Origin of the sequence: Dyella sp. AD56 (assembly GCF_002878475.1) — a bacterium.
Taxonomy (GTDB): domain Bacteria; phylum Pseudomonadota; class Gammaproteobacteria; order Xanthomonadales; family Rhodanobacteraceae; genus Dyella.
In genome coordinates this window covers 35252-47602 of record NZ_NRDP01000009.1, presented here as the reverse complement: position 1 = coordinate 47602, position 12351 = coordinate 35252, and the positions used below count along the sequence as shown (strand labels likewise).

Sequence of the window (12351 nt, the reverse complement as noted above, 5' to 3'; positions counted from 1 at the left end):
ACATGCACAATGGTGGGCAACGGCCAAATGGCGGCCTGAAGCGGTTCAGCGGCCGTTGCGCGGCAAGATGACTTGCCGATCTGCTAGGTTTGCCCCCCTTGCCCCTCCATGGACAGGCCCATGACCCCTCGCTTTCTCCCGTTTGGCCTCCTTCCCCTCGCCGCGCTGGCCGCCGCTGTTTTGGCCGGCTGCGCCAGCCAGACAACTAGCCACACGGCCGCGCTGCCCAACGGCAGCCACGCCCAAGTGGCCATCCTGGAGACCACGGACGTCCACTCCAACGTGCTCAGCTACGACTATTACAAGCAGCGCGAGGACGATTCGGTGGGCTATGAGCGGGTGGCCACCCTGATCCGCCGCGCTCGCGAGCAGTACCCGAACAGCTTTCTGTTCGACAGCGGCGACACCATCCAAGGCAGCGTGCTGGCCGATTACCAGGCCCTGGTGAAGCCGGTCAGCTGCAACGAGGAACTGGGCATCTACAAGGCCATGGACGCGATGGGTTACGACGGCGGTACCGCTGGCAACCACGAGTTCAACTATGGCCTGGGCTTTCTTTCGCAGGTCACCGGCACGCCGATGAACGTGGATGGCGGCCATACAGACCGCTGCGCCGGCCCGCACTTCCCGCTGGTGCTCTCCAACGTATTCAGCACGCGCGACGGCGCGCCGATCTTCAAGCCGTGGACGGTGGTGCAGAAGGACATAACCGTCACCGCGCCCGATGGCAGCACCCGTAAGGTGCCGCTCAAGGTCGGCATCATCGGCTTTACGCCGCCGCCGATCCTCGACTGGGACAAGCAGAACCTGGCCGGCAAGGTCACCGTGACCGGCGTGGTCGAGGCCGCGCAGAAATACCTGCCAGAGCTGCAGGCGCAGCATCCGGATATTGTCGTCGCCGTATTGCACGGCGGCCTCAATACAGCGCCCTACACGCCCGATATGGAAAACGGCGGTTGGTACCTCGCCGGTATCCCGGGCATCGATGTGGTGTTGCTCGGCCACTCGCATACCGAATTCCCCGGCCCGCACTACAAGGGCATGAAGGGCGTCGATGCGGAGCGCGGCTTTGTGCAGGGCAAGCCTGCCGTGATGGGCGGCTTCTTCGGCAAGGACCTGGGCGTGATCGATCTGGCCCTGCAGCGCAAGGACGGCCACTGGGTGATCGACGACAGCCAGACGCACAGCGAAGTGCGCCCCATCTGTCCGAAGAAGAACGAGTGCGTGCCGGCAGACCCAGCCATCGCCCCGCTGGTGCAGCAGGCGCATGAAGCTGCCGTGGCTTACGTGAACACGCCCATCGGCGAGACGCGCGTGCACCTGAGCAGCTACTTCGCTGACGAAGGCAACATGACCGCGCTCGCGCCGATCAACGCGGCCATGCGCGACTACGTGCAGAGCGAGTTGCCCAAGACCCACCCGGAACTGGCGAAAGTGCCGGTACTGGCAGCGGCGGCGGCGTTCCGCACAGGCTTCGGCGGCCCGGATGACTACACCGACGTCGCCACCGGGCCGCTGACCCTGCGCAGCGCGGCGGACCTGTACTTCTATCCGAACACGCTCGCGGTGGTGAAGGTGGATGGCGCCGGGCTCAAGGCATGGCTGGAGAAGTCGGCCGAGCGCTTCAACCGCATCGACCCGACCAAGGAAGGCGAGCAACAGCTCATCGGCGACCGCCTGCCCGGCTACAACTTCGACCAGATCCAGGGTGACCTGAGCTATCAGATCGACGTGACCAAGCCGGTCGGCGAGCGCATCGTCAAACTCACCTACAAGGGCAAGCCGGTGAAGCCGGACCAGCCCTTCGTCGTTGCCACCAATAACTACCGCGCCAGCGGCGGTGGCACCTTCCCCGGCCTGGACGGCAGCAACGTCGTGCTGGCCGCACCGGACGGCGCACGCGAGATCCTGGCCAAGTGGCTGCAGAAAAAGCAGACGCTCACCGCCAAGGATCTGCCCGCTGCCTCGTGGCATTTCGTGCCGGTGAAGACGCGCGGTGAAGTGGTGTTCAAGGCAGCCACCGGCAAGCAGGACGTGGCGCGCGAAGCGGGACTGAAGAACATCCGCCAGCTGAAGGACAACGGCGACGGCACGGCGGAATACGCCATCGACCTGTCGCACTGAGCACCTGTTCAAAATCCCGAGTAAGCGTCCGTTTTCCTCACCGTCATTCCGGCGTAGGCCGGAATGACGAATGGAACCTCTGGGCCATCTCCCATACCCGCAACGGCGTAGACTCTGCCGCGCGTGCTCCTGACACGCCGGGAGGCATCCGATGCAAGGCGAACAGAAGTACTGGTTTCCCGCCAAGCGCTACGGCTGGGGCTGGGGATTTCCCACCACCTGGCAAGGGCTGCTGGTGCTGGGCGCGTACATCGCCCTGCTGGCCGGTGGCGGAGCATGGCTGAAGGCCGACCATTCGCACGGCTGGTTTGTGCTCTACGCCGCGGCTCTCACCGCGGTTCTGCTGCTTGTGTGCTGGCTCAAGGGCGAGCCGGCGCGCTGGCGCTGGGGCAAGCAGGACTGATCGCGCAGGCGCTCGCGCGTAGCCAGCGGAAGGTCCAACGGTTTCAAACGTACCTGTTGACTGCAGTGCAGCAATCGCCCTAAGGTCGGGACCATGTCGCCGCTTATTGCGCCAGCACGCATGTTCCAGCACCCGGTTTCCACCGGGCGCGCGTCGCTGTTCGCCGGTGCACTGACCCTCGCCACCCTGACCACCACCACGACCACTATTACCACCAGGTCGGGGTGGGTCTCCGTGCGCGAATAAGTTCCTGACGCAAACGGCCCCGCCCTCTGATGAGGCGGGCCGGCGCACACTCCGACTCCCCTCGACGAGCACGGGCCACCACCTTTGGAGGCCACCGTGAACGCTGTCGCATCACCCTCGCTCGAACAACCGTCGCTACCACCACATGCCGTTGCGCTGCCGACGACCACCGCGCGCCAGCGCGTTCTCGCCGTGGGCCTGGTCGGTCCCGGCCGTGTCGGCAGCGCCCTGTTGGACCAGCTGCGCACCGCGCAGCCGCGCCTCGCCCGTGCGGGACTGGATCTGCGCCTGTGCGGCGTGGCGGCCAGCCGCCGCATGTGGCTGGACATCGACGATCCGGAACTCAACGGCCGCCACGATAGCGCGCAGACCTGGCGCCCCAGCAACCTCGACGATTTCGTCGCGCACCTGCGCGGCAACGATGGCCGTCATGCCTTGCTGATCGACTGCAGCGCCAGCGACGCGGTCGCGTCGCGCTACACCGAGTGGCTGGCCAACGGCATTCACGTGGTGACGCCGAACAAGCTCGCCGGTAGCGGCCCGATGCCACGCCTGCACGCGATCCGCGCGGCCTGCAGCGGCGGCGCGCGCTTCCGCTATGAAGCCACGGTATGCGCCGGCCTGCCGGTAGTGCAGACGCTGCGCGACCTGCTCGACACGGGCGACGAGCTGCTCGCAGTGGAAGGCATGTTCTCCGGCACGCTCGCGTGGCTGTGCAATCGCCATGACGGCAGCCGCCCGTTTTCCGCGCTGGTGCGCGAGGCGCATGCGCTGGGCTATACCGAGCCCGATCCGCGTGATGATCTTTCCGGCCTCGACGTGGCACGCAAGCTGGTGATCCTGGCGCGTGAAGCAGGCTGGTCGCTGTCGCTGGACGATGTGGATGTGCAAAGCCTGGTGCCGCGCGAACTGGCCGCGCTCCCCGCGGACGAAGTGATGGACAAGCTGCACCTGCTCGACACACCGATGGCGCACCAGGTTGCCCACGCGCAGACGCACGGTTGCGTGCTGCGGCACGTCGCCAGCCTCGACGCGAAGGGTCACGCCAGCGTGCGGTTGGCCGTATTGCCGCAGTCGCATCCCTTCGCGCACACGCGTCTCACCGACAACGTCGTACAGTTCACCACGCACCGCTATCGTGAGAACCCGATGTTGGTGCAAGGTCCCGGCGCCGGCCCGGAAGTGACGGCGGCGGGCGTTTTCGCCGATCTATTGCGCATCGCCGAATCGCTGGAGGTGCGCTGATGAATGCACAACTGATGGAATCCTTGATGTCCCCGCAACGCGCGCTAAGCGCACAAGCCATGGCTTACGCCAGCGTCGGCAACGTCGCTGTTGGTTTCGATATCCTTGGGCACAGCGTGGCGGGCGCGGGCGATCGCGCCGTCGTGCGCCGCATTGATGAACCGGTGGTGCGCATTGCCGCCATCCACGGCGTTGTCACCGACCTGCCCTTCGATGCGGCCAGCAACACCGCAGGCGCGGCGCTGATGTCGCTGCGTCGCGCGCTGGGCCTGCGCCACGGCTTTGAAGTGGAGTTGTACAAGGGTATTGCGCTGGGGTCCGGCATGGGCGGTTCGGCGGCCTCGTGCGTGGCCGCGCTGGTGGCCGCCAACGCGTTGCTCGAACGTTCGCTACCACGCGAAGCGCTGTATGGATTTGCACTCGACGGTGAAGCCGTAGCGAGTGGCAGCCGACATGGCGACAACCTGGGGCCCATGCTGCTTGGCGGCTTGGTGCTGTCCACGCGCGATCGTCTGTTGCGCCTTTCTGTGCCGGAGAGCTGGCATTGCGCCTTGGTGCATCCGCATGTGGTGCTGGAGACGCGACAGGCACGCGCGGTGCTCAACGCAGGCTTCGACCTGCACGACGTGGTTGCGCAGCAAGCCAACCTTGCGCTCTTCCTTACCGGCTGCCAGCGCGGCGATGCCGAACTGGTGCGCGAAGGCTTGAAGGACGTATTGGTGGAACCAAGACGCGCGCCGCTGGTCCCAGGATTCGCACGCGTGAAACAGGCCGCCCTGGATCACGGCGCGCTCGGCGCCAGTATTTCCGGCGCCGGCCCCAGCGTATTCGGCTGGTATGAGCGGCGCGAGGATGCTGAACGAGCGGGTGCTGCCATGTCGGCGGCATTTGCGGCCGAAGGCCTCGCCAGCGACGTGCTGGTTTCACCCATCAATGGACCCGCCGCGGCGCTGGTCGACGAGGAAGACGCGGCATGATCGAGCCGTTGCACTACCGCAGCACCCGTGGCGCACGACATGCCGCCGGCATCGAGGAAGTGATCGCGGCGGGCCTGGCCCCCGATGGCGGCCTGTACGTGCCCGAGGCGCTGCCGCAGCGGGATGTGGGCGATTTCGATCCGCACGGTTCGCTCGCCGATACGGCCACGACATTGCTTGATCCGTTCTTCCGTGGTTCTTCGCTGGCGAGCGAACTTCCGGCGATCTGCCGCGAGGCGTTGAACTTCGAGGTGCCGCTGCGCCGGCTTCCTTACCGGCACGATGCGTCGATACTGGAACTGTTCCACGGGCCAAGCGCCGCCTTCAAGGACGTGGGCGCGCGTTTCCTCGCCGCCTGCTTCCGCCGCCTTCGTCGCGATGACGACACACCGCTGACCATTCTGGTGGCAACGTCCGGCGATACCGGCGCGGCCGTGGCCGCGGCGTTCCATCGCCAGCCCGGCGTGCGCGTGGTGATTCTGTATCCGGACGGGCGCGTGTCGCCACGACAGGCACATCAGTTGGGCTGCTTTGGCGACAACGTCCAGGCCTTGCGCGTCAACGGCAGCTTCGACGACTGCCAGCGCATGGTGAAGGCAGCGCTCAACGACGCAGAGCTGCAGCAACGCGTACCTCTGTCCTCCGCCAACAGCATCAGCCTCGGCCGGCTGTTGCCGCAGATGAGCTATTACGCGCATGCATCGCTAGCGTGGTGGTGGGAACACCGTACGCCGCTCAATTTCATCGTGCCGACCGGCAATCTCGGCAATGCGCTGGCGTGCGTGTGGGTTCGCGAGATGGGCCTGCCAGTCGGCGAGGTCCACCTCGCCTGCAACGCCAACGCCACACTGAGCGACTACTTCGACGGCTCACCTTATTCGCCGCGCCCAGCCATCGCCACGCTGGCAAACGCCATGGACGTGGGTGCCCCGAGCAACTTCGAACGCCTGCGCTGGACCTTCCCGCACGATCACGAGTTGCGTCTGCAATTGCACGCCAGCAGCGTGGACGACAATGCCATCCGCGAGACCATCGTGCGCCACGCGCGCGAACATGGCGAAGTGTTCTGTCCGCACACTGCGACGGCCGTGCACCTGCTTGATGGAATGGGTTCTACCGGGCTGCCATGGGCCGTGGTGGCCACCGCCCATCCGGCCAAGTTCGACAGCGTGGTGGAGCCGTTGATCGGCCGTCAGCTCGATGTACCACCGGCGCTCGCGGCAATGCTCGACCGGCCGGCACACGCGGAGCCCATGGCGGCTCGTGATGAACTGCTCAAGGAATGGTTCGCCGTTCCGACCGCATAACCGGGACTACATGTCCCGGTGTTTGCTGACATGCCAGGCGAAACACGCGGCGAGGCGCTCCGGGATGCCCGGCGCATCTTTCAGCGCCCAGGCGCGGATCTCGGCTTCTTCATCTTCCATCGCTGCGCCACCCCACAGCGTCACGTAACGCGACGTAGTAGGGTCGCCGGCATAGAAGAGGAAGACTTCGTCCGTCTCATGTGTAGCCGCGTAGACGATGCGCCAATGGCCGTACGCGAACGACTGCAGCACATCGACTTTCGCTACGCCGAACTGCTTGGCAATAGGCGCGGCCCACTGCGCTTTCTGGCTATCGGTCAGGTGCCTGTCCACGCCATCGCATGGCGTTGGCGACGCGGCAGCGGCCGCACCCGAGAAGGCTAAGAACAAGGTCAGGGCATGCAGCATGGTGTTCCGTCGACGCATGGCCCTGCTCCTCTGTTGATCAATCCAGCACGGCGCCGTTGCTCTCGATCACCTTGGTGTAGAACTTCGCCGTCGCCTTGGTTGTGCGCTTCTGCGTGGCGAAGTCCACGTGGTACAAGCCGAACCGCTTGGCAAAGCCCAGCGACCATTCCAGGTTGTCCAGCAACGACCACGCATAATAGCCCCGGATATCCACGCCCTGCTGGATGGCGTGATGCACCGCCTGCAGATGCTTGCGCAGGTAGCTGGTGCGCAGCGGGTCTTCCACCACGTCACCCTCGGCCACCGGCGGGTCGTAGAACGCCGAGCCGTTCTCGGTGATGTAGAGCGGGATATCGCCGTAGCGCTGCTTGAACCACGTGAGCGTATCGGTGAAGCCTTGCTCGTACACTTCCCAACCCGTTTCGGTGTGCGTGACGTTGGGCTGGCGCACCGGCACGGCCTTCAGCGGATACGCCTCGGGGTCGTTTTTCACCACGGCGCGCGTGTAGTAATTGATGCCGACGTAGTCGACCTTCTGCTTCGTCAGCTTGAAGTCGTCTTCGGGGAAATCTGGCCACGCCGGCCCGAAGATCTCCTTCAGCTCCGGCGGATAACTGCCCAACAACGCGGGGTCGGCGAACTGCTCGTTCATGTACGCGTGCGCGCGACGTGTGGCCGCAATGTCGTCCGGGCTATTGGATGCCGAGTACTTCGGCTCGATGTTGAACACCACGCCGATCTCATGCTTACCCAGCGCGCGATACGCCTGGATGCCTGCGCCACTGGCGCGCATCAGGTTGTGCGTGGCGATGGGCGCCTCGTACTTGCTGCGGTGACCGGGCGCCAGCTTGCCATGCAGATAGCCGCCATCCGTCACCACCCAGGGCTCGTTGAGTGTGGACCAACGCTTCACGCGATCATCCAGCGCCTTGTACATCACGCTGGCGTATTCGGCGAACCAGTTTGCGCTGTCGCGATTGAGCCAGCCGCCGCGGTCGTCCAGCGCTGCCGGCAGATCCCAGTGGAACAACGTGGCGTTCGGCTCGATACCGTTTTCCAGCAATTCGTCGACCAGCCGCGAGTAGAAGTCCACGCCCTTCGGATTGATGCGGCCGGTGCCTTCCGGCAGCACGCGCGCCCACGCAATGCTGAAGCGATAGCCCTGTAGGCCCAGCGCGCGCATCAGCTGCACGTCGTCCTTGTAGCGTCGGTAGTGATCACACGCGACGTCACCGGTATCGCCGTTCGCCATCATGCCCGGCGTGTGCGCGAAGCGCTCCCAAATGCTCGGCCCCGCCCCATCGGCCAAGGGCGAACCCTCGATCTGGTAGGCCGAGGTCGCGGCACCCCAATGGAAGCCGGGGGGAAAGCGATAGCTCTGGGTCATGTCGAGGAATTCCCTATGCCGCGTTGCGGCTTGATGTAAACGCTTACATACTGAGAATAGCCTAGCGCGCCCCGGATGTGCACCGGTGGCATCCACATTCGGCTACGGTGGCTCGCGCGGCCGCCGGCAACACGGAGCGAGAGGCGTTGATGGCTAAGGTGAGTCTGGATCGCATCAGCAAGGTCTATCCCAACGGCCATGTCGGTGTGGCCGAAGCGAGTTTCGACATCGCTGACGGTGAACTGCTGGTGCTGGTAGGCCCGTCGGGCTGCGGCAAGACCACGCTGCTGCGCATGATCGCCGGCCTGGAATCGATCTCTTCCGGCACGCTGAGCATCGGTGGCCGCGTGGTGAACGAGGTGTCGCCGAAAGACCGCGACATCGCGATGGTGTTTCAGAACTATGCGCTGTACCCCCACATGACGGTGGCGGAGAACCTCGCCTTCGGCCTGCGCCTGCGCGGCAAATCGAAGGCCGAGGTGGATGAACGCGTACGTCAGGCGGCCACACGACTGGAACTGGAACATCGCCTCGACGCGCTGCCGGCCTCGCTGTCCGGCGGGCAGCGGCAACGCGTCGCCCTCGGGCGTGCGCTGGTGCGCGAACCACGCGTGTTCCTGCTCGATGAGCCGCTGTCCAACCTCGACGCCAAGCTGCGTCTGTCGATGCGCGTGGAAATCGCACGCCTGCATCGCCAACTTGGCGCGACCATGATCTACGTGACTCACGACCAGGTCGAAGCGATGACGCTGGGCCAGCGCATCGTGGTGCTCAACGGTGGACAGATCCAGCAGATCGACACGCCGATGCGCCTCTACGAACAACCGGCGAATTTGTTCGTGGCTGGGTTTCTTGGCTCGCCGGCGATGAACCTGCTGCGCGGGTCGCTGCGCCACGGCCACGGCTGGCATCTCGAAACTCCGCTGGGCGACGTGCGGCTGGGCGTGCTGGAAGCGCAAGCGCCGGAACTGCTGCCGTGGATCGACCGTGAGATCGTGCTTGGCGTGCGACCGGAAGACCTGCGTCCCTCCGGTGACGCCAACGCGGCCATAAGCGCCGTGCTCGAAGTCACCGAGCCGGTAGGCAACGAAATCTTCCTCAACTTGCGTCGCGGTGACCAAACCTTGGTATCGCGCGTAGCGCCCAGCGCCCTGCCCGACGCTGGCAGCGTGATGCATTTCGAACTGGCGCTCGATCGTCTGCATATATTCGACCCGGTCTCGGGCGCGCGCATCGCCTGAGCGACCCGTCATCCCTTCACACTTCCCAGCAGCAAGCCCTCGATGTAGTAACGCTGCATGGCAAGGAACAACGCCAGCACGGGAATCACCGTCACCACCGAGCCCGCCATCATCAGTTCACTGTCCTGCGCGTGCTCTCGCGCCAGCGAGGCGAGGCCGAGCGGCAGTGTGTAGTGTTCCTGCCCCGTCAACGCGATCAAGGGCCACATGAAATCGTTCCACGCAGTGAGGAAGGTGAAGATCGCCAGCGTCACCATGATGGGCTTGAGCAGCGGCAGTACGATTTGGCCAAAGATGCGCAGCTCGCCCGCGCCGTCGATGCGCGCCGCTTCCAGCAGTTCATCGGGAATGCCGCGCGCGTACTGGCGCACCAGGAAAATGCCGAACGCCGTGGCCGCCGCAGGCAGCACCACGGCAGCGTAACTGTTCACCAGCCCTATACTCTTGAGCATCAGGAACAGCGGCAGCATGGCCACTTGCGCCGGGATCACCAGCAAGCCGAGCAACATCTGGAACAGACGCTCACGGCCCGCAAAACGCAGCTTGGCGAACGCGTAGCCGGCCATCAGGTTGAAGGCGAGCGACAACAGTGTGATGGCTGCAGAGATAGCGAAGCTGTTGAACAGATAGCGGCCCACGCCGGCACGCAGGAATAGCACTTCGTAGTTGTGCCAAGTGGCATGCGCCGGCCACAGCGGCGGCGGCAAGCTGCCGGCTTCGCCGGGCTGCATGAACGACACCGCAAGCATCCAAAGCAGCGGGAACACCGCCACCAGCGTGCCGCCGATCAGCAGGCCGTGAATGATGGCCTTGGCGGCGCGCGCATTCATGCCGCTGCTCCCCGGCGTCCCAGACGCAGCATCAATGCGGTGACGACAAACATGATGACGAATAGAAGGAATGCCACGGCCGACGCAGTGCCGAAGTTCCACCATTTGAAGCCTTCGTTGTACATCAAGTAGAGCACGCTGGTGGTGCTCTGCAGCGGCCCGCCTTCAGTCATCACGTAGGGTTCGGCAAACAACTGGAAATAGCCGGATACCGTGAGGATGCCCACCATTAGCAATGTCGGCCCGAGCATGGGCAGGGTGATATGTCGGAACTGCTGCAGCGCGGATGCGCCGTCGATACGTGCGGCTTCGTAAAGATCCTTCGGGATCGCCTGCAACCCGGCGAGCAGGATGATCATGTTGTAGCCAAAGTTCTTCCACACCGCGAACAGGATGATCGACGGCATGGCCCAGTGCGGGTCGCCTAGCCAATCCACCGGATGGATACCCACCGTGGCGAGTGCGTAGTTCAACAACCCGTACTTGGTGTTGAAGATGTAGCGCCACACCACCGCCACCGCCACGACCGTGGTGATCACCGGCGCGAACAGCGCGGTGCGGAAGAAAGCCTTGCAGCGCACCAGCGGCGAGTTGAGCAGCAACGCTGCGCCCAGCGACACCATGAGGGAGAGCGGTACGCCCACGATCACGAAGTACAGCGTGTGCCCGAGCGCCGACCAGAATTTCTTCTGATGGAGTAGATCACAGTAGTTGCCCAGGGCGACGAAGCGCAGGTGGCGGATATCCGCCAGAGCATACAGATCGTAATCGGTGAGGCTGAGCCCAAGCGCCGCGATCACCGGCAGCAGGAAGAAGACGCCAAGCACCAGCATCGCCGGCGCCAGGAACCACCATGCGGCGCGCTGTGGGCTCATGGCGATGCTCCCGCAGTACGCGAATGATCAAGGATCCAGCGGCGCTTTTCGAGGATGCGATCCGCACGCCGATCCATCTCGGCCGCCGCCTCATCGACCGTCAGTTCACCTGCCACGGCCTGTGCAGCCACCAACTGCATTTCGTTGGCGATCCGTTCCCACTCCGGCACGGACGGCGACGGCTTCACGTGCTCCAACTGCTCGCGGAACGCCTGCACCTTGGGATCGGTGCGCAAGCTGCCGCCATCCCATGCACTACGGCGCGCGGGCATGTCGCCCAGCAGATCGTAGAGGCTTCGCTGCACGTCGGGCCGTGATAGATACTCGATGAGCGTCCAGGCGTCGTCCTTGTGCGCCGAGCGGCGAAACACCACGAGACTGGAGCCACCGGCCGCACCCATGCCCGCGCTGTCGGGGCCGGGCAATGGCGCAGTCGCCCATTCACTCTCTCGATCCGCCGACAGCCGCTGTCGAAACTCGCCGATGTTCCACGGGCCGGAGAAGTAGAACGCATACACGCCGCGCCCGAACTCATCCCACGGGTTGCCCGCTTCCACCGCCGTGATGGCCGGCGCTTGCCGAAGTCGGAAGGTGTCCACGTAGAACGCCAGCGCACGCTTGAAGCCGGCGCTGCGGAAATTGCCGTAGCGCCCACCATCGCGCAGCATCGGCTCGGGTTGCTGCAGTGCCAGCGACATCAGCTGTTCGTACTCGTTGGTGGGCAGCAGGATGCCGTAGACGCCGCAATCGGGATGGCTGAGTGCTGCGAGCATGCTCCGCCATTCGTTCCAGGTGCGCGGCGGTGCATTGAAGCCGGAAGCCTTGAGCAGGTCGCGGCGATAGAACAGCAGGCGCGTATCGACGTACCAAGGCACGCCATAGAGTGCGCCATCGATCAGATTGATCGACCAGATGTGGGTGAAGTAGTCGTCCGGCTTCACTACGGCCGACGCGGCCACCCGTTGCTGCAACGGCTCCAGCGCATTCAACGCGGCGAACTCCGGCAACCACGTATTGCCGAGTTGAGTCAGGTCCGGCGTGGAGTCGCCGGCAAAGGCGGTCAGCAACTTCTGGTGCGCCGCGGTGAGCGGCATCTGCTGTACCTCCACGTGGATGTCCGGATGTTCGCGCTCAAACTCCGGCAGCAGCTTCACCACGGCCTCGCCCTCACGGCCAATCGTCCAGAACGTCAGCGTGCGCGCATCCTTCGATGACGAACAACCCGCCAGCAACAGCGCGACGGCGGCCAGCAGGCGACATGCCGTCCGGCAGATCGTTGCGCTGTTGCGGCGTGACGGATCAGGCATG

Annotated in this window: 12 protein-coding genes; 7 read left to right on the top strand and 5 right to left on the bottom strand. The window is 64.8% G+C overall.

Annotated elements, in window-relative coordinates:
• Nucleotides 1–120 precede the first annotated feature (120 nt).
• The 6 genes from DyAD56_RS08010 to thrC all read left to right on the top strand — a co-directional run bounded on the left by DyAD56_RS08010 (nt 121) and on the right by thrC (nt 6302).
• Nucleotides 121–2124: a bifunctional 2',3'-cyclic-nucleotide 2'-phosphodiesterase/3'-nucleotidase gene (locus DyAD56_RS08010; RefSeq protein ID WP_102302241.1), complete on the top strand. Its 2004-nt coding sequence runs from the start codon at nt 121–123 to the stop codon at nt 2122–2124.
• Between the two features lie 151 nt (nt 2125–2275).
• Nucleotides 2276–2527: a hypothetical protein gene (locus tag DyAD56_RS08005; protein WP_102302240.1), complete on the top strand. Its 252-nt coding sequence runs from the start codon at nt 2276–2278 to the stop codon at nt 2525–2527.
• 93 nt (nt 2528–2620) lie between these two features.
• Entirely contained in the window at nt 2621–2773 is a 153-nt protein-coding gene (locus tag DyAD56_RS23870; RefSeq protein WP_158241292.1) for a hypothetical protein, read from the top strand.
• 156 nt (nt 2774–2929) lie between these two features.
• Nucleotides 2930–4018 (top strand): homoserine dehydrogenase, encoded by a 1089-nt coding sequence (locus DyAD56_RS08000; RefSeq protein ID WP_233202338.1) that lies wholly within the window; start codon nt 2930–2932, stop codon nt 4016–4018.
• Nucleotides 4018–4995 carry a homoserine kinase gene (locus tag DyAD56_RS07995; RefSeq protein WP_102302238.1) on the top strand — a complete coding sequence of 326 codons (978 nt, stop codon included), beginning with the start codon at nt 4018–4020 and terminating at the stop codon, nt 4993–4995. Before DyAD56_RS08000 ends, DyAD56_RS07995 begins: the two co-directional genes overlap by 1 nt.
• Nucleotides 4992–6302 (top strand): threonine synthase, encoded by a 1311-nt coding sequence (gene thrC / locus DyAD56_RS07990; RefSeq protein ID WP_102302237.1) that lies wholly within the window; start codon nt 4992–4994, stop codon nt 6300–6302. Before DyAD56_RS07995 ends, thrC begins: the two co-directional genes overlap by 4 nt.
• 6 nt (nt 6303–6308) lie before the next feature.
• Here the strand turns inward: thrC and DyAD56_RS07985 are convergent, their stop codons facing one another.
• Complete coding sequence (locus DyAD56_RS07985) at nt 6309–6728, bottom strand: hypothetical protein (RefSeq protein WP_102302236.1); 420 nt, start codon at nt 6726–6728, stop codon at nt 6309–6311.
• A 19-nt stretch (nt 6729–6747) separates the two neighbouring features.
• Nucleotides 6748–8097 carry a GH1 family beta-glucosidase gene (locus tag DyAD56_RS07980; protein ID WP_102302235.1) on the bottom strand — a complete coding sequence of 450 codons (1350 nt, stop codon included), beginning with the start codon at nt 8095–8097 and terminating at the stop codon, nt 6748–6750.
• Between the two features lie 149 nt (nt 8098–8246).
• Here DyAD56_RS07980 and ugpC point away from each other — a divergent pair, with 149 nt between their 5' ends.
• Nucleotides 8247–9338, top strand: a complete 1092-nt coding sequence (gene ugpC, locus DyAD56_RS07975; RefSeq protein ID WP_102302234.1) for a sn-glycerol-3-phosphate ABC transporter ATP-binding protein UgpC — start codon at nt 8247–8249, stop codon at nt 9336–9338.
• An 8-nt stretch (nt 9339–9346) separates the two neighbouring features.
• On the opposite strand, the gene DyAD56_RS07970 is transcribed toward ugpC, so the two are convergent.
• Genes DyAD56_RS07970 through DyAD56_RS07960 form a run of 3 tightly spaced genes read right to left on the bottom strand, consistent with a single transcriptional unit; the run spans nt 9347 to nt 12350 of the window.
• A complete protein-coding gene (locus DyAD56_RS07970; RefSeq protein ID WP_102302233.1) occupies nt 9347–10168 on the bottom strand; it encodes a carbohydrate ABC transporter permease in 822 nt (273 codons plus the stop codon).
• Nucleotides 10165–11043: a sugar ABC transporter permease gene (locus tag DyAD56_RS07965; RefSeq protein WP_102302232.1), complete on the bottom strand. Its 879-nt coding sequence runs from the start codon at nt 11041–11043 to the stop codon at nt 10165–10167. Before DyAD56_RS07965 ends, DyAD56_RS07970 begins: the two co-directional genes overlap by 4 nt.
• Complete coding sequence (locus tag DyAD56_RS07960) at nt 11040–12350, bottom strand: sugar ABC transporter substrate-binding protein (RefSeq protein ID WP_102302231.1); 1311 nt, start codon at nt 12348–12350, stop codon at nt 11040–11042. The genes DyAD56_RS07965 and DyAD56_RS07960 overlap by 4 nt, the downstream gene beginning before the upstream one ends.
• Nucleotide 12351 lies beyond the last annotated feature (1 nt).